This window comes from Ruegeria sp. HKCCA0235A (assembly GCF_013033235.1).
Taxonomy (GTDB): domain Bacteria; phylum Pseudomonadota; class Alphaproteobacteria; order Rhodobacterales; family Rhodobacteraceae; genus Ruegeria.
The window spans coordinates 1-18,542 of sequence record NZ_WQDQ01000006.1 but is presented as its reverse complement, the minus strand read 5'-3'; the positions used below and the strand labels follow the sequence as shown (position 1 = coordinate 18,542).

Here is an 18,542-nt window from a genome sequence, read left to right as displayed (position 1 = left end):
TCAATGGAAGAGGGCGCGGGGCAACCTGCGCCCTCTTCTACAATAAATTGCTGCGGGCAGATGCAGAGCGGGGAAAACCTCGCCGAAATGAAACAGCTCGCAAGCCACGGGGATCCCAAAATATGTCGACTATGACTGACCCACCGAAAGCTGATTTTCGGTTGTCTATGCTCATAAACGATACCCGCTATCGCTCTCTTACATTTCAGGTGATTGCGGCCATCGTCATTGCGCTTTCCATCTGGTATCTGGGCAACAACCTGATCCAGAACCTCAGGGCCGCAGGGCTCAATATTTCCTATGCTTTCCTCGGCGATTCCGCCGGGTACGACATCAACCAGCGTCTTGTTGAATATGACAGTCAGTCATCGCATGCACGCGCGGCACTTGTCGGTTTGCTGAACACTTTGCTCGTGGCCTTCCTGGCCTGTATCACCGCAACGGTTTTCGGTGTGATCGCGGGTGTTCTGAGACTGTCGAACAACTGGCTCGTGTCGAAGCTGATGGCAGTATATGTCGAGATCTTTCGGAACATCCCGGTTCTGATCTGGATCATCATCATCTTCACGATCATGACGGCCGTGTTGCCGGCGCCCAGCGCGTTCCGGGGGGAAAACCCGACGTCTTCAATGCTGTTTGGGTCCTTTGCCTTTACCAATCGAGGCATTTATTTTCCCCGTCCCGAGTTCGCCAATGGCCTGTTTGCATCGACAGCCCTGAACTGGTTGCTGGTCATCGCCGTCCTGATCGGATCGTGGTTCGTCAGTGGCGAAGTCGAAAAACGCGCGACCAAGAAGCAGGAGGAAACCGGCGAGCGTCCCGCGACGCTGTTGCCGAAACTGGCAATCTGGCTGGTGCCTTTTGTGCTGTTGATGATCATCATGGGCCTGACCTGGGATGTCCCCGAACTGAAGCGCTTTAACTTCAGCGGTGGAATGAATGCCGGCGGCCCCCTGATTGCGCTGTGGTTTGCCCTGTCGATCTATACCGGTGCCTTTATCGCGGAAAACGTGCGTGCGGGTATTCAGGCGATCAGCAAAGGTCAGACCGAGGCTGCCGCCGCGCTGGGCCTGCGTCAGGGACGGATCATGAAACTGGTCATCCTGCCCCAGGCATTGCGGGTCATCATCCCGCCGCTGATCTCGCAGTATCTGAATATCACCAAGAACTCGTCTCTCGCGATTGCCGTTGGCTATGCGGATATCACCGCAACACTGGGTGGTATTACTCTGAACCAGACCGGCCGGGCGATTGAATGCGTTCTTCTGCTGATGTTGTTCTACCTCACGGCCTCGCTGCTGATTTCGACGGGGATGAACATCTACAACGCTTCCGTCAAGCTGAAGGAGCGCTGAGCCATGAGTGATCAAGCAACAAACCCGATCGCCTTCGTGGCCGAAGGCACCATCCCGCCCTCACCGCCGCCGGCAAATGAGACCGGCGTCATCAAATGGCTGCGCGAGAATCTGTTTTCAGGGGTCGTCAACTCGATCCTGACAGTTCTGTCGCTGATCTTGATCTACATTCTTCTCAAGAATACCTTGCCATGGATTCTGAACGGAGTGTGGAATGCCAACTCGCTCGCGGAATGCCGCGAGATTCTGGGGGACAAGACCGGAGCCTGTTTCGCGGTTCTGACGGAACGCTGGCCGCAGCTGATCTATGGGTTCAAGTACCCCGTCGATGCCTATTGGCGGCCGAACCTGGCCTTTGTGCTGATGCTGGTGGCGATTGCGCCGGTGCTGTTCTTTGACTTGCCTCGCAAGATGCTGTTGTTCACTGCGGTCTATCCCTTCCTGGCTTTCTGGCTGATCTGGGGTGGCACGATCCTCGTGCCTCTGGTTGCGCTTGTTGGCTGCATGGCCGCCGGTGGTGTCTTCCAGAAGCTGGGCAACAACAACTTTGCCGCCGGGTTCTTCGGAGCGATTGTGACGGCACTGGTCATCTGGAACGTCGGAGGGGCCCTGATCCCGGAAGGCGCATCAGAAAACGCGTGGCTGACGGCCGTTCCCAGCCGTGATTTGGGCGGTTTCATGCTGAACATGATGCTGGGCGTGACCTGTGTGTCGCTGTCGGTACCACTTGGGATCGCACTGGCCTTGGGGCGACAGTCGAACATGCCGCTGATCAAGTGGGTCTGCGTCATCTTCATCGAGTTCATCCGCGGCGTGCCTCTGATCACGCTGCTGTTCGTGGCTTCGGTGATGCTGGCCTATTTCTTCCCGCCTGACAGCACGGTCGACCTGTTCCTGCGCGTTGTGATCATGATCACCATGTTCTCGTCCGCCTATATCGCCGAGGTGATCCGCGGCGGCCTGGCAGCGCTTCCGCGCGGGCAGTACGAGGCCGCAGACAGTCTTGGGTTGGATTATCCGCAGGCGATGCGGCTTATCATCTTGCCGCAGGCGCTGAAGATCTCGATCCCCGGGATTGTGAACGTGGCCGTGGGCCTGTTCAAGGATACGACACTGGTTTCGGTCATTTCGATGTTCGATCTGGTGGGCATGATCCGGGGACCCATCCTGGCGTCGACCGAATGGAACGGCGTCTACTGGGAGCTTCTGGGCTTTGCCGCGCTTCTGTTCTTCGTCGTCTGCTACGGCATCTCTCAATATTCTCAGTGGCTCGAGCGTCGCCTTGCCACAGATCATCGTTAAGGAGTTCAACACATGTCTGAACTTGCAATCGACCGCGAAATCGACCGCTCCAAGATGCAGGTGAGCGACGAGGTCGCCATCGAAATCAACCAAATGAACAAGTGGTACGGGTCCTTCCACGTGCTGCGCGACATCAATCTGACCGTCAATCAGGGCGAGCGGATCGTGATCGCGGGCCCGTCGGGTTCGGGCAAGTCCACCCTGATCCGCTGCCTGAACGCGCTGGAAGAACACCAGCAAGGCAAGATCGTGGTGGACGGGATCGAGCTGTCGAATGACCTGAAGAACATCGACAAGATTCGCTCCGAGGTCGGAATGGTGTTCCAGCACTTCAACCTGTTCCCGCATCTGACCATTCTGGAAAACTGTACGCTGGCCCCAATCTGGGTGCGCAAGACGCCCAAGAAAGAGGCTGAAGAGCGTGCAATGCATTTCCTTGAAAAGGTGAAAATCCCCGAGCAGGCTGACAAGTTTCCCGGTCAGCTATCCGGCGGTCAACAGCAGCGTGTGGCGATCGCCCGCTCGCTCTGCATGATGCCACGGATCATGTTGTTCGATGAACCGACATCGGCGCTGGACCCCGAGATGATCAAAGAGGTGCTCGACACCATGATCGAACTGGCCGAGGAAGGCATGACCATGCTGTGCGTGACTCACGAGATGGGTTTTGCCCGCCAGGTCGCCAACCGCGTGATCTTCATGGATGCCGGTCAGATCGTGGAACAGAACGAACCCGAAGAGTTCTTCAACAACCCGCAAAGCGAGCGGACCAAACTGTTCCTGAGCCAGATTCTGGGTCACTGACCTGCACAAAGGCTGAAAGAATTATGGCGGGGTGTTGCCCCGCCTTTTTCTATTCGATCAACTCACGCGGGATGGTGAACCCCAGCACCGTCCCGGTTTGCCATCGGACCTCGGCCCAGCTGTTTAAGTCGAACGACATGACGGTTGTTGCACAGGTTGGATAATCGAAAAAGCGTGTATGATTTGGCGGTTGTCGCACCAGACGGTTGGCAAAATCGGCGATCCCGGGATTGTGGCCCAGCATCAATACCGCCGGTTCCGTAGCACCTGAAAGCTCTCGCAGCATGACCTTTGAATCAGCGTGGTAGAGCGCGCTGTGAAAGCTGACTTTATCGGCCTGCAAACCCATGCGATCCCATGTCTCGCGGGTGCGAGTTGATGTAGAGCTTAGGACTTCATCCGGCAACCAACCGTGGTGACGCAACCAAGCAGCGATGGCCGGGGCTGACTTTCGTCCACGCTTGTTCAGCGGGCGGTCATGATCGCCAAGACCCGGGCTATCCCAGCTGGATTTCGCATGACGTGTCAGGATCAGAATTCGGGTCATGACGGATGAAAGGCTTTCATGTGATGGGCCGATTGTTCCGCGTCGCGTCCTGCGCCCGCGCTCAGAGGGCAGGCTAGGCGGGCCAGACACCCGCCCGCCATACAGGTTTGACCTTCAGCGGTGCCCAGATAGTCGTGGCATGCAGCGACATCATAGAACTCCTGCGCGTTCAGCGCGCTGACCGGACAGGTCGTCGTGCAAGGCGCGGCGCAGCTTTCGCAAGGCGACACGCCTGAAGGGGCCGGGATGGCGAACTCTTCGGCAAAATGCAGTGCGCCCCGATAGGAAATCATCATCCCAACGGTATCATGCACCAATGCCCCGACCGGGCTGCTGAACGTCCGCCCAGATTTGAGCGCCCAGTCAATGAATGGCGTGTACGGAGGGCCGCCGAACGGGAAATACGCCTGTGCGCCGAGCCTTTCGGCCATCTGACCGACGATCCTTTGCGACCATCGGTCAACGGGGTCGGCCTGGTGCCATTCCGGTGAGGCCTTTAGTACGGGCCAGAATTCCGGCCCGGCCCCCAACAGGATCAGCGTGCCGGTTTCGAGGTCTTTGGCTGCAACGTGGCGAGGATGCAGCGCTCCCATGACCAACAATCCAGCATCACGGGCGGCGTTTTCAACCTGTTCATAAGGCGTCGCGTCAGGATCAGAGGAAGGCTGTGCAAGATGTGTCATGTCTCCTCCTCCTCTCTTGCGGGGATCAGTCCGGGCGTATCAGCGACCCGGCCCCATGTTCCGTGAACAGCTCCAGCAGCACGGCATTGGGTGCGCGCCCATCAAGTATGACGACAGCCCGAACGCCGCTGTGCAGGGCGTCCAGTGCGGTTTCTGTCTTGGGTATCATACCGCCTGCAATGGTGCCTTCGCGGGTCATTTCCCTTATCTGACCGGCCTTGAGTTCGGTCACGACATCGCCCGCCGCGTTCTTGACACCGGAAACATCCGTCAGCAGCAACAGACGGTCTGCCTTGAGCGAAGAAGCGATTGCTCCGGCTGCCGTGTCACCATTGACGTTGAATGTTTCACCGTCGCGGCCTGCACCAAGCGGGGCGATGACCGGGATTACGTCATGTGAAAACAGATCATGCAGGATCTTCGGATTCATCTCGGCAGGGGTGCCGACAAAGCCCAGCGACGCATCCGTTTGATCGCAAACCATCAGGCCTGCGTCCTTGCCGGACAGGCCCACGGCTGATCCGCCCTGATCATTGATCGCCTGTACGATGCGCTTGTTCACGAGTCCGGACAGAACCATTTCGACCACTTCAACCGTGGCCTTGTCGGTCACTCGCTTGCCGTTCACGAATTCGGATTGAATGTCCAACTTGCCCAGCATTGCATTGATCATCGGACCACCGCCGTGGACGACCACCGGGTTCACACCCACCTGGCGCATCAGAACCACGTCCCGGGCAAAGCTTTCCATCGCCTCATCGCTGCCCATGGCGTGTCCGCCAAGTTTGATGACGACGATGGCTCCATCATAGCGCTGCAGATAGGGCAGGGCACTGTTGAGTGTGGCTGCGGTGGCGATCCAGTCCCGGTTCATATCTCGTGTCTTCATAGCTAAAGTCCTTCTGGAAAACCGTGTTAGGACCTTTGCCCCACGCTGCCAAGGGCGAAGCTATTCCAGATGCGCAATGATGGACCGCAGGATCGCGATGCCATCACCCTTTTCGGAAGAGGTAAGTACAATTTCCGGAAAAGCCGCGGGATGTTTGGACAACGCGGCCCGGGTTTGCTCCAGCACCTTCTCGCGATCCTTGGCTTTGACCTTGTCTGCCTTGGTCAGAACGCATTGAAATGTCACGGCGCTGGTGTCCAGCAACTTCATGATTTCGTCATCGACCGGTTTTACCCCGTGGCGCGAGTCGATCAGGACAAAGGCGCGGCGCAGTGTCTGGCGCCCGCTGAGATATTGTTTCAGCAGCTTCTGCCACTTCTCGACCACTTTCACCGGGGCGTTTGCATAGCCATAGCCCGGCAGGTCCACGAGATAGAGTTCAGGGCCTTGGGTGAAAAAGTTGATCTCTTGCGTGCGGCCAGGCGTGTTGGATGCGCGGGCCAGACCCTTCGTGCCGGTCAAGGCATTGATCAGGCTGGATTTGCCCACGTTCGAACGCCCCGCAAAACAGACTTCCAACCGGTCAGGGGCGGGAAGGCCATTCATGGCGACAACGCCTTTGACGAACTCGGACGGGCCTGCAAACAGTTTGCGGCCTCGCTCCTGGGCGAATTCATCCGGGTCTTCGGCCAGGGGGAAGGGAAGCGCGGTCATAGCAGCTGCACCTCATCGTTGACGCGGATTTCGCCACCCTGGACTACCTCGGCGTAAACGCCGAAATCCTGATGGTCCCAACTGTTCAGGGCGCGCAGGGTGTCTGCGTCCCTCTCACCGGTTTCGGGATTGGCGGTGGTGGCCATACATCGCGTGATCCGCTCGCGGACGCGAAGCACGGCCTCGCCAATGCGCACGTCACGACCCAGCCAGTCAAACTCATCCCATAACGGCAGACCTTCGAACCAGATATTGCCGCGCCATCGAACAATGGACAGAGTCCGGTCCAGTTTCTGTTCGACTGCGCGATGCGATGCCATGTTGCACAGGCTGATCGATGGAAAGTCGCTGTCCGTCATACCGCGCCCCGGAACCCGAACGATCCGGGCAGATGCGGCCCGGTCCGCCGGCATAAGTGGCTTTACCCAGTCCAGAAAAGCCTCTTGTTCGGTGTCCGGCGCAAAACCGAGATCCGGTCGCTGCGGGTGGCGCAATGTAACCCGGTCGCCCTGCAATTCGGCCGAAATGGCCATCAACTGAGGCGCTTTTGAACCGCGGCTGAAATTGAAACAGGGTGCCCATTCCGAACCATCGGTTTTGGCGGCCTCATGAGCGACCGCCCAAACGCGATCCCCGGGCATGGTCTGCCCGGGGATGAGTGTGACTTGGCTCAGGGCTTCTCGCCCATGGCTTTTGATCGGGTGGCGCCAAAGGCTTGAGACCGTTCCGCTCATTTGTTGTCCGTTTTTGGCGTCCGCTTGAAACCGGACTTTATATTTCCGAATACATCCGGCTTATAGCCCTGGCTGCGCATGATCAGATATTGCTGTGTGAACGTGATAGTGTTGTTCGCGATCCAGTACACGACCAGACCACTGGCGAAACCACCCAGCATGAACATGAAGACCCAAGGCATCCAGGCAAAGATCATGGCCTGCGTCGGATCGGTTGGCGCCGGGTTCAGTTTCTGCTGCAACCACATCGAAATACCCAGCAGCAGCGGCAGAATACCGATGAAGATCAGCGCCATCAGGCTTTCGGGTGCAGGTGCGGCCCAAGGCAGCAAGCCAAAGAAGTTGAAGATCGACGTCGGATCCGGCGCACTCAGGTCCTGGAACGGGCCGAACCATGGGGCCTGACGCAGTTCGATCGTCACGAAAATCACCTTGTACAGCGAGAAGAAGATCGGAATCTGCAACAGAATTGGCAAGCAGCCTGCGGCAGGGTTCACCTTTTCCTTTTTGTACAGCTCCATCATACCCTGCTGCATTTTCTGGCGATCATCGCCTGCGGCTTCTTTCAGGGCTTCCATTTGCGGCTGCAATTCCTTCATCTTCGCCATCGAGACGTAGGACTTGAAGGCCAGCGGGAACAGGATGGCCTTGATGATCAGCGTCAGGCCGATGATTGACCAGCCCATGTTTCCAATCAGGGCATTGATGTTGTGCAGCAGCCAGAAGATCGGCTTGGTCAGGAAGTAGAACCAACCCCAGTCGATGCTGTCGATGAACTTCTGAACACCTTCTGCCTGATACTCCCGGATGGTTTCCCACTCCTTGGCACCGGCGAACAGTCTGGTCGTGACCTCTTCCGTCGTACCGGGCGCGACTGTCAGTGTCGGCAGCACCGTTTCCGTTTGATAGATTTTGCGACGTGAATCGTATTTGGCAGCGGCCTTGAACGCTGCACCCTCGGCCGGGATCAGGGTGGTCATCCAGTAGTGATCCGTGAACCCGATCCAGCCGCCTTCTTTGACCTGATAGACCTCGGCCTGTGCGCGTTCATTGGGGTCGATATCGAAATCGCGCACATCGCCATAGTCGATCTCATCCAGAACGCCGTCAGACATGACCATGACGCCTTCGTGAAGAATGAAGAAGTTCTTCAGGCCCGGCAGATCACCGTCTTCGCCCATGCCGTGGCGGGCCAGAATGCCGTAGGGGGCCATGCCGACTTCGGCGTCCGTGGTGTTCTCGACCGACTGGGTGACCGAGAACATATAGTCTTCATCAACGGCAATGGTGCGGCGGAAGGTGAGGCCGTTTCCATTGTCCCAGGCCAGCGTGATCGGAGTGTCAACACCCAGAGTTTCGCCCTGCTCAAGCGTCCAAAGAGTGTTCGGGCCGGGAACGTCCGTGACCGAAAGGCCCGCGCCGGGGGCCCAGCCATAAAGCGCATAATAGGCCGAGTCACTTCCAACTGGGGACAGAAGTTCGACGATCGGAGAATCCTCGGCCAGTGAAACCTTGTAATCCTTCAGAGACAGCTCATCAATTCGGCCACCGGCAAGCGACAGGCTGCCCGTCAGGCGGGGCGTGTCGATGCTGACGCGGGGCGCCTCGGGTTCGGCTTCGGCTTCAGTGGCGCTTGCAGTTGCTTCGCCGACCGTACCGGTATCAGCGGCGCTGGGCGTCTGAACCTCATTCCCTTCGATGCTGGCGATTTCAGCCTGTTCCGTGGTTGGTGTGGGTTCCGGCGGGGGGAACAGCACGAACCAGACCAGGATCACGAGAAAGCTGAGCGCGGTTGCGAGGATGAGATTCTTGTTCTGATCGTCCATCTGGGACAGCCACCTTGAGCAGTGAAAGACACCCGCAGGGTTCAACAGAGTGCAGGCCCAAAGGTCAAGCGGAATCGCTCGTCATTTCGTCACGGATTGGTCTTCTGTGGCGCAGTTTCCGGTTCTTCAGCCGGTTTGCCGCCCGATTTTGCGCATTCCGTCAATCTTGTTGCAATGAGACGTGATCCAGCCCTTGGTTTTTTCGAAAGGCATGGGCTTGCCGATGCCAAACCCCTGAACATGGTCACATCCCAATTGCGCCATCAAGGCGTGCTCCCCGGGTGTCTCGACCCCTTCAGCAAGGGATTCCAGGTTCAGCCGTTCTGCCATGGTCAGAATTGCGCTGGCCAACTGCTGCTGGCTTGGGTCCTGGTCCGCCTTTGTCACGAAAGAGCGGTCGATTTTGATCCGGGACACGTTGAACCGCTTGATTGACGCGATCGAGGCATGCCCTGTGCCGAAATCGTCCAGATCAATACAGCACCCCATCGCGGCCAAGCCCGTGACATTGCGGGTGATTACGTCATCCGGCCCTCTGGAAAACACGGTCTCCAATACTTCGACCGCCAATCTGTCCGGGGTCAGATCGCATTGATCCAATTCCCATTTCAGGCGGTCGATCAGCCCCGGGTCACGCAATTCGTCCGACGAAAAGTTGATGCCGATGCGTGGTACGGTCAGACCGGCGCGATCCCATTCGCGCATTGCGCAAAAGGCGTGATGCCGCATCGCCTGCCCCAGTTTGCCCATCAACTCCGCCTGTTCGGCAAAGGGCAGAAAGACATTGGGACCCAGCACTCCTTTTTTCGGGTGTTCCCAGCGGGCCAGAGCCTCGAACCCGGACACGCGCCCGGTATCCGTCGAGATCTGCGGTTGAAACCATGGACGAATTTCACCGCTTTCCAGCGCCGCATCAAATTCCTTGCGCAGATTGGTTCTGACCTGAGCCCGGCGACGTGTTTCGGACGAAAAGGCACGAATCGTCGACGGCCCGTTTTGCTGTGCTTCTTGCAGCGCGTTGTTTGCAGCGTTGCACCAATCCGCCGCGGTGCCGTCGGGGACATTGCTGCTGAGGCAGAAACCGATAGAGCAGGACAAGTAAACTCCGGTTCCGTTCAGCATGATGGGGTCTTCGACCGCGGATTGCATTCGTCCCGACATCTGAATGCAGGTTTCCAGATCAAGCTGTTGCGCCGGGTGCAGAACAACCATCATCTTGTTTCCATCGATCCGGGTCGCGGAGTCACTGGCGCGGATCATGGACATGACACGAGAGCAGAATTGCTGTGCCACATGGTTTGCTGCTGCTTGGCCATGCAGATCGAGCATTTGCATATAGTCGTCCAGGATCACAGCGAAACAGGCCGACGTTTCACCGCTGCGGCGACTATCCGTGAGCACCTCTGCCAGAACGGTTTCGAACTGGTCATTCGGCAGCAGGCCACCCTGTTGCCGTTTCCTGTCTGCCGGGTTGGGGGCCATTGCGCCTATACCGGCAATCATCAGGGGCAAGCCCAGGGCCACCGCGACCAAAGCGCGTTCACCGCCAAGCCAGAACGCCCCCAGGCTTGTTGCCGGAACAAAGGCAAGAACGGCTGGGCCGTATGCCACGTTTCTCAAAGCTTCAATAATACGGTCGACGAAAGGATGATTCCACATCGGGTCCTGACCTTGGGCATGAATGGTATGCCGAGCCTAGGAAACCAGTCTGAGTCAGTCGTTAACGCAGAAGCGGTATTTCTTCCAAATTTTCCGCTTTTTCGTCGGAGTTTACGGAAAGATTAACAAAATCAAAGAGTTTCGCATCCAGAAGGTGCGACGGGCGTGCATTTGTTAACGCGCGGAACATAACCTGACGCCGACCCGGACTGTTCGATTCCCATTGATCGAGAATCTGTTTGACCTGCTGCCGTTGCAACCCGTCCTGACTGCCGCACAAATCGCAGGGGATGATCGGATACTGCATGGCCTTGGCAAATTTCTCGCAGTCGGCTTCGGCGACGTGGGCAAGCGGGCGAAAGACAAAAAGATCTCCCTCTTCATTCACCAGTTTCGGTGGCATGGTGGCCAGACGGCCTCCGTGGAAGAGGTTCATGAAAAACGTTTCGAGAATATCGTCGCGGTGGTGGCCCAGCACGACGGCGGAACAGCCTTCTTCCCGGGCAATGCGATACAGGTTGCCGCGGCGCAGTCGCGAGCACAGAGCGCAATATGTTCGGCCCTGCGGAACCTTGTCCATCACAACAGAGTATGTGTCCTGATACTCGATCCTGTGTGGCACACCCATGCGGTCCAGAAACTCTGGCAGGACCGTTGCCGGAAATCCGGGTTGTCCCTGATCCAGATTGCAAGCCAGAAGATCGACAGGCAGCAATCCGCGCCATTTGAGTTCGTAGAGGACGGCCAGCAGCGTATAACTGTCCTTGCCGCCCGACAGGCAGACAAGCCAACGCGGCGGTGTGCCGGTCTTGTCATGGGCGGAGGGGTCCACCATCCCGTATTGCTCGATCGCTTCGCGGGTCTGGCGCACGATGCGTTTGCGCAGTTTCTTGAACTCGGTGGTCGAGGGCGCGCCGGCAAAGAGCGGGTGGATATCGTCTGCATCATCAAACATGCGCTGCCCCTACAGCAGATGGCGCAACCGGGCAAGTGGCGGGTCAGCCAAGCCGCGCCAGCAGGGCGCCGGTATCCAACCCGGCTACTGCTCCGGGAATGCGGCCGCTGTCACCGGAAAGACGTGTGGCAACAAAGCCATCAGCCACAGCGCCGGGCGCATGGCGCAGCAATTGCGAGGCCGTCAGCAGCAGTGCCGTGCGTTCAGCGTACCAGCGCGCTTCGGCCTCGGGCGGCAGACCGGGCCAGCGGCTGCGATGCGCGGTCAGTGCTGCGTCATATCTTCTGTCCGTGCCTCTCACCGCATCCAATTCGGCTCCCAGAACCTCGGCGGCCTGCGGCTCACGCGTCAGGGTGCGCAGGATATCGAGGCAGATCACATTGCCTGACCCCTCCCAGATGCTGTTCAGGGGCGCTTCACGGTAGATCAGGGGCAAGGGCGTGTCTTCGACGTACCCCATGCCGCCCAGCACTTCCATCGCCTCGACGACGACGACCGGGCAGCGCTTGTTGTTCAGGAACTTGGCCAATGCGACGCTGATCCGGGCAAAGGCCTTGTCTTCGGGTGTCTGGCCGTCAAATGCCTGCGCCACACGCATTCCCAGGGTCACAGCGCCTTCCCAGTCCAGAACAAGGTCGGACAGGACCGCTCGCATCAGCGGTTGATCAATCAATCGGCGCTGAAATGCGCTGCGGTGTTCCACCCAATGATGCGCTGCGCTGAGCGCGGCACGCATCAGCCCGGCCGGCGCCATGGCTGTATCAAGCCGCGTGTGGTGCACCATTTCCAGTATGGTGCGCACGCCCGCGCCTTCTTCGCCCAACTGATAGGCCAGCGCGTCATGATACTCGATTTCCGAAGATGCGTTGGATTTGTTGCCCAGCTTGTCCTTCAGACGCATCAGGTGGATCGCATTGCGTTCGCTCTCGAGCCAGCGGGGCACCAGAAAACAGGTCAACCCGCCGGGCGCCTGCGCCAGTGTCAGGAACCCATCCGACATTGGCGCGGAACAGAACCACTTGTGCCCGCGCAAGCGCCAGTGATCCCCGTCGCGGGTCGCAATGGTCGTATTAGCGCGTATGTCCGAACCGCCCTGTTTCTCGGTCATGGCCATCCCCAGCGTCACGCTGGTCTTTTGACCGATCGGTTTCTTCGAAGGATCATAGTGGCGGGCCATGAGTTTTGGCTGCCAGAGTGAGGCAATGTGTTCATTGGCGGCCAGTGCAGGGATTGCTGCATAGGTCATGGTCATCGGGCAGCAATGCCCGGGTTCGACCTGTCCGGCCAAATAGACCATCGCCGCATGGGTCGCGTGCCCTCCGGGCTGTCCATCCCAGGCCAGTGCGGCATAGCCCGCCGATTGGCTGATCTGCATCATCTGATGATAGGCCGGGTGAAAGCGCACCTCGTCCAGGCGCCTACCGCCGGGATCGAACAGCCGCAGCTCTGGAGGATGCCGGTTGGCTTCCCGCCCCAGTTCCCGCGTTTCTTCGGTTCCGAGTGTTTTGCCATATGCCGCCAGCTCCAAAGCGCGCGCGCCCGCTGTCTTTGCTGCGTCTTGCAGGACCGGATCAGACAGCCAAAGATCGGTGCCGCCGCGCGCGGGCGGTTGGTTCAGGACATCGTGGGTTGGCAGGGTATCGCGCGCTGGGGATTTCATCGGGACCTCGGGTTGGACTGGTCCAACTGTTCAGGCGCGGCACTTGCCGGTCAAGTCTGACGAGGGGTCAGGACGAAGGGTCGTTATGCTTGTCGTCAGGTACCGGATCGTATCCGTCGCCGCCCCAAGGGTGGCAACGGCAGATCCGATGAGCGGCCAGGTAGGATCCTTTGACCGCCCCGTGTTTCTCCAGCGCCTCAAGCGCATAGGCGGAACAGGTGGGTTGGTAGCGACAGTTGAAACCGACCCATGGGCTGAAGATCAGCCGATACGCCCGAACAGGCAGGGCGACGATATGGGACAGGAAGGTCATTTTTCGGCCGCATGCACCTTGCGGAGCGCATAGCGCAGGTCGTCCAACAGTGCGTCATAGGGGCGGTTGGCGGTAACCTCGGCGCGGCCGATCAGGACGTAATCCCACCCGTCGCGGCCGGCTTCGGGCAACACGGCCCGCGCGGCTTCGCGCAGACGGCGCTTGGCGCGGTTGCGGGCCACGGCATTGCCCACTTTTTTCGAGCAAGTGAAGCCCACGCGAATCCCGACGCCCTCGCCGGGCGCGCGCTTGCGGGCCTGAACCATCATCGAAGACGTGCCTTGTCGGCGGGCACGCGCCGCTTTCAGAAAGTCGGACCGCTTCTTGAGAACGGTCAGGGGTGCAGATGCACAAACGGACGCCGCCGGGGGCTTGTTCCCGGGGTGGTTCCTACCAACCTCAGGGGCCTCCGGCGGCGTCATGTTCATAACCTGATCGGTGAGCGGTTTACGCGCTCAGCGATTTGCGGCCGCGTGCGCGGCGTGCGTTCAGGATCTTGCGGCCGGCCTTGGTGGCCATGCGCGCGCGGAAACCGTGGCGGCGTTTGCGAACCAGGTTCGAAGGCTGATAGGTGCGTTTCATCGCTCCGTCTCCAATCTATAGCGGTCGGGTGCGGCGCGGATTCGCCTGGCCCTAGTGTTCGAAGCCCGTCCTCTACTGCCAAGCGGGGGGTAAGTCAAACCCCAACGGCCAGGTTTTCGCAGCTTTTGCAACAATTCTGTTACCGGCAACGGCAAAAGGTTTCAAAATACCCGTTTATCGCCGAAATCTCTCACATTCGGTGCCACAAAGATCAAGGCCCCGTGATCCCCCTGTTGCTGGCCCGTCAGTCAGCGCATCTTGGGCACAAGATGAAGCACAAAGAACCGGAAAATCTGATGTCCGACACAATCCAGGCGCCGCGCAATGGTTTCGCGCGCCACATTCCGTTGCTTGTAATCCTGAGCGTTGCCGTTGTCGGCTTTTTCACACTTGGGGATTACCTGACTTTCGAGACCTTGCGGGACAATCGCGAGGCGCTTCTGGCGTGGCGGGACGGTCACTATTGGATCATGGCAGCCGCTTTTGTCGCCATTTACATCGTCATTGTGGCCTTTTCACTTCCCGGTGCCGCGGTGGCTTCGATGACGGGCGGTTTTCTTTTCGGTCTTTTTGCGGGAACCGTTTTCAATGTCGTGTCCGCCACCATCGGTGCGTCGGCGATCTTTCTGGCGGCGCGCTGGGGCTTGGGCGAAGCCCTGACGTCGCGCTTGGAATCATCAGAAGGCACGGTCAGGAAACTGAAGGACGGTCTGCGGGAAAACGAAATCTCGGTGTTGTTTCTGCTGCGACTGGTGCCGGTCGTGCCGTTCTTTGTTGCCAATCTCGTGCCGGCTTTGGTCGGTGTGAAGTTCCGCAATTTTCTTTTGACGACCGCGCTGGGCATCATCCCCGGAGGTATCGTGTACACGTGGATCGGGGTCGGTTTGGGCGGTGTATTCGACCGTGGGGAAACGCCTGATGTTTCGTTGCTGTGGGAACCGTTCGTGATCGGGCCGATTACAGGGTTGTGCGTATTGGCCGCCTTGCCCATCGTTTTCAAAGCACTGCGCGCGAAAAGAGGCACCTGAACCATGAAAGAGTTGAAAACCGATCTCCTGGTCATTGGCGCCGGGTCCGGAGGATTGTCCGTCGCTGCGGGCGTCAGCCAGATGGGCGCGGATGTTGTCCTGCTGGAAGGGCACAAGATGGGTGGGGATTGCCTGAATTTCGGCTGTGTCCCGTCGAAGGCGCTGATCGCAAGTGGCAAAGCGGCCCATGCTCAGGCGCATTCCGTTCGTTTTGGCATCGCTGATACAATCCCTCAGGTCGACTACGCCGCAGTAAAGGATTATGTTCATGATGTGATCGCGCAGATCGAACCGATGGACAGTCAGCAGCGGTTCGAAGGCTTCGGCGTGAAGGTCATCCGCGAATATGGCACGTTTTTATCCCCTGAAAAGGTGCAGGCCGGGGATCATGTCATCTGTGCACGTCGCATCGTCATCGCGACCGGTTCATCACCGCTGGTGCAGCCGATTCCGGGGTTGGACACGGTGCCCTACTATACGAACGAAACCATCTTTGACTTGAGAGAGCGGCCAGATCACCTGCTGATCATCGGGGGCGGCCCGATCGGGATGGAGATGGCGCAGGCCCATATACGCCTCGGCAGCAGGGTGACGGTCGTCGAAGGGCTCAAAGCCTTGGGCAAAGACGATCCCGAGGCTGCCTCCGTGGTGCTGGATACCCTGCGCAGTGAAGGCGTGGACATCCGGGAAAACGCCATGATCGCGCAGGTGCGCGGAACAGAGGGCGCTGTGGAAGTCGTTGCCGAAAACGGTGAAATTCACCGGGGCTCTCATCTTTTGATCGCTGCCGGTCGCAAAGCCAATATCGAGCGTCTGAACCTGGAGGCAGCCGGAATTGAACGCACGAAAACCGGCATCATGACGGATGATGCGCTGCGCACGACCAATCGCCGCGTCTATGCGATCGGAGATGTGGCCGGTGGCCTGCAATTCACCCATGTTGCAGGGTATCATGCAGGTGTCATCATTCGTTCGGCCCTGTTCGGTCTGCCGTCCAGGGCGAAAACGGAACATATTCCTTGGGCCACCTATACGGACCCGGAGCTGGCCCAGATCGGACTGACCGAAGCTCAGGCCCGCGAGGTGCATGGTAAAAAGCTCGAAATCGCCCGCTTTGACTATCTCCACAATGACCGGGCGATTGCCGAGCGCAAAACCAAAGGCTTCGTCAAGGTCATGGTCGTGAAAGGCCGACCCGTCGGCGCCACAATCGTCGGGCATCAGGCGGGTGAGTTGATCAACTTGTGGTCGTTGGCTTTGGCCAATAACCTGAAGATGGGGCAGATCGCCGCCATGGTTTCACCCTATCCGACGATCGGAGAGCTTAACAAACGTGTGGCGGGTGCTTATTTCTCGCCAAGGCTGTTTGAGAATCAGACAGTTAAACGAGTGGTCAGGTTCGTCCAGCGCTGGATTCCCTGACCTGAGGAGGGGCGCAAATTGAACTCGCTTTCGGGCCGATTTCTGATCCTGACGACGGTCTTCGTCATGTTGGCCGAGGTTCTGATCTTTGTCCCGTCGATCGCTCGGTTCCGCGAGGACTTTCTGCTGAACAGGCTCGAACGCGCGCAGATCGCCTCGCTGGCTTTGCTGGCGGATGATATGCTGGCCGAAGATCTTGAGGCGGAACTGCTGGCAAACGCAGGCGTCTACAATGTCGTATTGCGACGGGATGAGGTTCGGCAACTGATGCTGTCGTCGCCGATTCCCGATCCAATCGCCGGCACGTTCGATTTGCGGGATGCAAGCCCCTGGATTCTTATCCGGGATGCGATCAGCCGCTTTCTCAAACCCGAAAACGAAGTCATCCGGGTCATCGGAGAACCGGTCAAGGGGGCAGGCCTTCTGATCGAAGTCACCATGGACAGCATACCGTTGCGAACGGCGATGATTGACTACGGGTTGCGTATTCTCGGTCTGTCCTTTGTGATCTCCATCATCACGGCGTTTTTCCTGTTTCTCGCCGTACGCGTCGTACTTGTGCGGCCCATCAAAAGCGTCGTCGGCTACATGCAGCGCTATGCCAGTGCGCCAGAGGACGCGCGTGGCATAATCTCGCCGAATTCGAAGGTGACGGAGCTGCGAGAGGCCGAGGAGGCACTGAAGATGCTGCAAACGGACCTGACCCAGGCGCTCAAACAGCGGGAAAGGCTGGCGCAGCTTGGGGGGGCCGTAGCCAAAGTCAGCCATGACTTGCGCAATATCCTGACGTCGGCGCAGCTGTTTACCGATCGGATCGAGGCCAGCGATGATCCGCTGGTGCGGCGGATGGCGCCGAAACTGGTGAATTCCATCACCCGGGCCGTGTCCCTTTGTGAAAGCACATTGGCCTTTGGCCGCGCGGAAGAGCCCGCGCCCACTCTGACTATGGTTCCGATCCGCGCAATCGCGGCGGATGTCGCGGCCAGCGAACAACTCGCCGTCGCCGATGCCTGCGTCGAAATCGTGAACGAAGTGCCGGACGCGCTTGTGGCCCGCGCCGACCCCGAACAATTGTACCGCGTCATCATGAACCTCGTGCGCAACGCAAGACAGGCTCTGGTTGCCTCCGGAAAACCTGGCCGGGTTACCATTGCGGGGTGTGAAAACGACGATGCTTGGTGCATCGAAATCCGTGACACGGGGCCGGGTCTTCCCCCCAAGGCGCGCGAAAACCTGTTCACGCCTTTCCAGGGCGGGGTCCGAAAGGGTGGCTCGGGTCTGGGGCTGGCAATCTCGCAGGAGCTGGTGCGCGGCCATGGCGGGGATCTGGTTTTGAAAGAGACCGGACCCGAGGGAACTGTCTTCGAAATCAGCCTTCCGCGCGGGGACATGACTTTTTGATTTTTTTTTGAAGAATCGGCTTGCACGTCTCGGGCAGCAGGTCTAAACAGCGCCTCACCAACGCGGACCGATAGCTCAGCTGGATAGAGTACTTGACTACGAATCAAGGGGTCGGGGGTTCGAATCCTCCTCGGTCCGCCACTTTCCTTTGTGTCAGGCGACACATAGTTCTGCCACCAGCGACAGAACCTTGCCATTTTCGCCTCACTTCCTTCATCCAGCACCTAGACCGATTTCAATGATCCTGACTTCCCATTTGGGATAATCAGGGCTGATTTGCGGATCAGACGCCGAAGGCGCTTGTTCCTGCTGATCTGCCACGTGGCGAACGCGGATGGGGGCGAGGCAATGCTATTCGACAATAGTGGTGCGGCCCGCAGGCGCAGCCGAGGACACGGTGTTGTCTAATAGGGTTGCCCGAGGGGGAAGGCAGCGTCTTACCCCTGATGGACAGGGGCGTTTGGCTTGTCCAAATCCCACTGTCCCCAAAAGATGTGCGGCGGTGTGGGCTGCGCCGTAACTCTTTGCGCCAGAACACTTTGTTTTTCTAAAGAACAAGGCGGATGGCAGACATTCTTTGAAGTTGCGATATGAGCCTCCCCAACTGAACGGGTCCACCGTTATGTTTAGGAAACGGAGGACTGAGAATGGCAAACAAGCGACCGAAG

At 58.6% G+C, this 18,542-nt stretch carries 18 protein-coding genes and 1 tRNA gene; 7 read left to right on the top strand and 12 right to left on the bottom strand.

Features of this window, described 5'->3' with window-relative positions; all coding sequences use genetic code 11:
• The first annotated feature begins 122 nt into the window (after positions 1 to 122).
• Genes GOW56_RS11650 through GOW56_RS11640 form a run of 3 tightly spaced genes read left to right on the top strand, consistent with a single transcriptional unit; the run spans position 123 to position 3,461 of the window.
• Positions 123 to 1,355 (top strand): amino acid ABC transporter permease, encoded by a 1,233-nt coding sequence (locus GOW56_RS11650; RefSeq protein ID WP_171205994.1) that lies wholly within the window; start codon positions 123 to 125, stop codon positions 1,353 to 1,355.
• A gap of 3 nt (positions 1,356 to 1,358) precedes the next feature.
• Positions 1,359 to 2,657 carry an amino acid ABC transporter permease gene (locus tag GOW56_RS11645; RefSeq protein ID WP_171205993.1) on the top strand — a complete coding sequence of 433 codons (1,299 nt, stop codon included), beginning with the start codon at positions 1,359 to 1,361 and terminating at the stop codon, positions 2,655 to 2,657.
• A 12-nt stretch (positions 2,658 to 2,669) separates the two neighbouring features.
• On the top strand, positions 2,670 to 3,461 hold the full coding sequence (locus GOW56_RS11640) for an amino acid ABC transporter ATP-binding protein (RefSeq protein WP_171119634.1): 792 nt from the start codon (positions 2,670 to 2,672) through the stop codon (positions 3,459 to 3,461).
• 49 nt (positions 3,462 to 3,510) lie between these two features.
• Here GOW56_RS11640 and GOW56_RS11635 read toward each other — a convergent pair whose 3' ends face one another.
• The 12 genes from GOW56_RS11635 to rpmH form a co-directional block, all read right to left on the bottom strand.
• The gene (locus GOW56_RS11635) at positions 3,511 to 4,008 is read right to left on the bottom strand and encodes a histidine phosphatase family protein (RefSeq protein WP_171119633.1); all 498 of its coding nucleotides are present in this window, start codon (positions 4,006 to 4,008) and stop codon (positions 3,511 to 3,513) included.
• On the bottom strand, positions 4,005 to 4,691 hold the full coding sequence (locus tag GOW56_RS11630; RefSeq protein ID WP_171205992.1) for a ferredoxin: 687 nt from the start codon (positions 4,689 to 4,691) through the stop codon (positions 4,005 to 4,007). The genes GOW56_RS11635 and GOW56_RS11630 overlap by 4 nt, the downstream gene beginning before the upstream one ends.
• 25 nt (positions 4,692 to 4,716) lie before the next feature.
• A complete protein-coding gene (argB, locus tag GOW56_RS11625) occupies positions 4,717 to 5,580 on the bottom strand; it encodes an acetylglutamate kinase (protein ID WP_171119631.1) in 864 nt (287 codons plus the stop codon).
• 60 nt (positions 5,581 to 5,640) lie between these two features.
• Positions 5,641 to 6,294, bottom strand: coding sequence for a ribosome biogenesis GTP-binding protein YihA/YsxC (gene yihA, locus GOW56_RS11620; RefSeq protein WP_171205991.1), 654 nt, complete (start codon positions 6,292 to 6,294; stop codon positions 5,641 to 5,643).
• Positions 6,291 to 7,028 carry an MOSC domain-containing protein gene (locus tag GOW56_RS11615; RefSeq protein WP_171205990.1) on the bottom strand — a complete coding sequence of 246 codons (738 nt, stop codon included), beginning with the start codon at positions 7,026 to 7,028 and terminating at the stop codon, positions 6,291 to 6,293. The genes yihA and GOW56_RS11615 overlap by 4 nt, the downstream gene beginning before the upstream one ends.
• Entirely contained in the window at positions 7,025 to 8,854 is a 1,830-nt protein-coding gene (gene yidC, locus GOW56_RS11610) for a membrane protein insertase YidC (protein WP_171119628.1), read from the bottom strand. Before yidC ends, GOW56_RS11615 begins: the two co-directional genes overlap by 4 nt.
• 126 nt (positions 8,855 to 8,980) lie before the next feature.
• Positions 8,981 to 10,513: a bifunctional diguanylate cyclase/phosphodiesterase gene (locus GOW56_RS11605; RefSeq protein WP_171205989.1), complete on the bottom strand. Its 1,533-nt coding sequence runs from the start codon at positions 10,511 to 10,513 to the stop codon at positions 8,981 to 8,983.
• 61 nt (positions 10,514 to 10,574) lie between these two features.
• The gene (gene ttcA, locus GOW56_RS11600; protein ID WP_171205988.1) at positions 10,575 to 11,468 is read right to left on the bottom strand and encodes a tRNA 2-thiocytidine(32) synthetase TtcA; all 894 of its coding nucleotides are present in this window, start codon (positions 11,466 to 11,468) and stop codon (positions 10,575 to 10,577) included.
• A 43-nt stretch (positions 11,469 to 11,511) separates the two neighbouring features.
• Positions 11,512 to 13,128, bottom strand: coding sequence for an acyl-CoA dehydrogenase family protein (locus GOW56_RS11595; RefSeq protein ID WP_171205987.1), 1,617 nt, complete (start codon positions 13,126 to 13,128; stop codon positions 11,512 to 11,514).
• Between the two features lie 67 nt (positions 13,129 to 13,195).
• Complete coding sequence (yidD, locus tag GOW56_RS11590; RefSeq protein ID WP_152456928.1) at positions 13,196 to 13,441, bottom strand: membrane protein insertion efficiency factor YidD; 246 nt, start codon at positions 13,439 to 13,441, stop codon at positions 13,196 to 13,198.
• Positions 13,438 to 13,863: a ribonuclease P protein component gene (gene rnpA / locus GOW56_RS11585; RefSeq protein WP_171205986.1), complete on the bottom strand. Its 426-nt coding sequence runs from the start codon at positions 13,861 to 13,863 to the stop codon at positions 13,438 to 13,440. The genes yidD and rnpA overlap by 4 nt, the downstream gene beginning before the upstream one ends.
• Positions 13,864 to 13,888: 25 nt before the next feature.
• Positions 13,889 to 14,023 (bottom strand): 50S ribosomal protein L34, encoded by a 135-nt coding sequence (gene rpmH, locus GOW56_RS11580; protein WP_005980833.1) that lies wholly within the window; start codon positions 14,021 to 14,023, stop codon positions 13,889 to 13,891.
• Between the two features lie 296 nt (positions 14,024 to 14,319).
• On the opposite strand from rpmH, the gene GOW56_RS11575 reads away from it, so the two are divergent.
• From GOW56_RS11575 to GOW56_RS11560, 4 genes are all read left to right on the top strand, one after another.
• On the top strand, positions 14,320 to 15,051 hold the full coding sequence (locus GOW56_RS11575) for a TVP38/TMEM64 family protein (RefSeq protein WP_171205985.1): 732 nt from the start codon (positions 14,320 to 14,322) through the stop codon (positions 15,049 to 15,051).
• 3 nt (positions 15,052 to 15,054) lie between these two features.
• Positions 15,055 to 16,473, top strand: coding sequence for an NAD(P)/FAD-dependent oxidoreductase (locus GOW56_RS11570; RefSeq protein WP_171205984.1), 1,419 nt, complete (start codon positions 15,055 to 15,057; stop codon positions 16,471 to 16,473).
• An 18-nt stretch (positions 16,474 to 16,491) separates the two neighbouring features.
• Entirely contained in the window at positions 16,492 to 17,874 is a 1,383-nt protein-coding gene (locus GOW56_RS11565) for a HAMP domain-containing sensor histidine kinase (RefSeq protein ID WP_253283963.1), read from the top strand.
• 64 nt (positions 17,875 to 17,938) lie between these two features.
• Positions 17,939 to 18,015, top strand: a tRNA-Arg gene (locus tag GOW56_RS11560).
• Positions 18,016 to 18,542: the final 527 nt, after the last annotated feature.

What these genes read in the sequence shown, in the direction of transcription:
- GOW56_RS11650 (WP_171205994.1), top strand. Translation starts at nt 123, where the DNA reads ATGTCGACTATGACTGACCCACCGAAAGCTGATTTTCGGTTGTCTATG.
- GOW56_RS11645 (WP_171205993.1), top strand. Translation starts at nt 1,359, where the DNA reads ATGAGTGATCAAGCAACAAACCCGATCGCCTTCGTGGCCGAAGGCACC.
- GOW56_RS11640 (WP_171119634.1), top strand. Translation starts at nt 2,670, where the DNA reads ATGTCTGAACTTGCAATCGACCGCGAAATCGACCGCTCCAAGATGCAG.
- GOW56_RS11635 (WP_171119633.1), bottom strand. Translation starts at nt 4,008, where the DNA reads ATGACCCGAATTCTGATCCTGACACGTCATGCGAAATCCAGCTGGGAT.
- GOW56_RS11630 (WP_171205992.1), bottom strand. Translation starts at nt 4,691, where the DNA reads ATGACACATCTTGCACAGCCTTCCTCTGATCCTGACGCGACGCCTTAT.
- argB (WP_171119631.1), bottom strand. Translation starts at nt 5,580, where the DNA reads ATGAAGACACGAGATATGAACCGGGACTGGATCGCCACCGCAGCCACA.
- yihA (WP_171205991.1), bottom strand. Translation starts at nt 6,294, where the DNA reads ATGACCGCGCTTCCCTTCCCCCTGGCCGAAGACCCGGATGAATTCGCC.
- GOW56_RS11615 (WP_171205990.1), bottom strand. Translation starts at nt 7,028, where the DNA reads ATGAGCGGAACGGTCTCAAGCCTTTGGCGCCACCCGATCAAAAGCCAT.
- yidC (WP_171119628.1), bottom strand. Translation starts at nt 8,854, where the DNA reads ATGGACGATCAGAACAAGAATCTCATCCTCGCAACCGCGCTCAGCTTT.
- GOW56_RS11605 (WP_171205989.1), bottom strand. Translation starts at nt 10,513, where the DNA reads ATGTGGAATCATCCTTTCGTCGACCGTATTATTGAAGCTTTGAGAAAC.
- ttcA (WP_171205988.1), bottom strand. Translation starts at nt 11,468, where the DNA reads ATGTTTGATGATGCAGACGATATCCACCCGCTCTTTGCCGGCGCGCCC.
- GOW56_RS11595 (WP_171205987.1), bottom strand. Translation starts at nt 13,128, where the DNA reads ATGAAATCCCCAGCGCGCGATACCCTGCCAACCCACGATGTCCTGAAC.
- yidD (WP_152456928.1), bottom strand. Translation starts at nt 13,441, where the DNA reads ATGACCTTCCTGTCCCATATCGTCGCCCTGCCTGTTCGGGCGTATCGG.
- rnpA (WP_171205986.1), bottom strand. Translation starts at nt 13,863, where the DNA reads ATGACGCCGCCGGAGGCCCCTGAGGTTGGTAGGAACCACCCCGGGAAC.
- rpmH (WP_005980833.1), bottom strand. Translation starts at nt 14,023, where the DNA reads ATGAAACGCACCTATCAGCCTTCGAACCTGGTTCGCAAACGCCGCCAC.
- GOW56_RS11575 (WP_171205985.1), top strand. Translation starts at nt 14,320, where the DNA reads ATGTCCGACACAATCCAGGCGCCGCGCAATGGTTTCGCGCGCCACATT.
- GOW56_RS11570 (WP_171205984.1), top strand. Translation starts at nt 15,055, where the DNA reads ATGAAAGAGTTGAAAACCGATCTCCTGGTCATTGGCGCCGGGTCCGGA.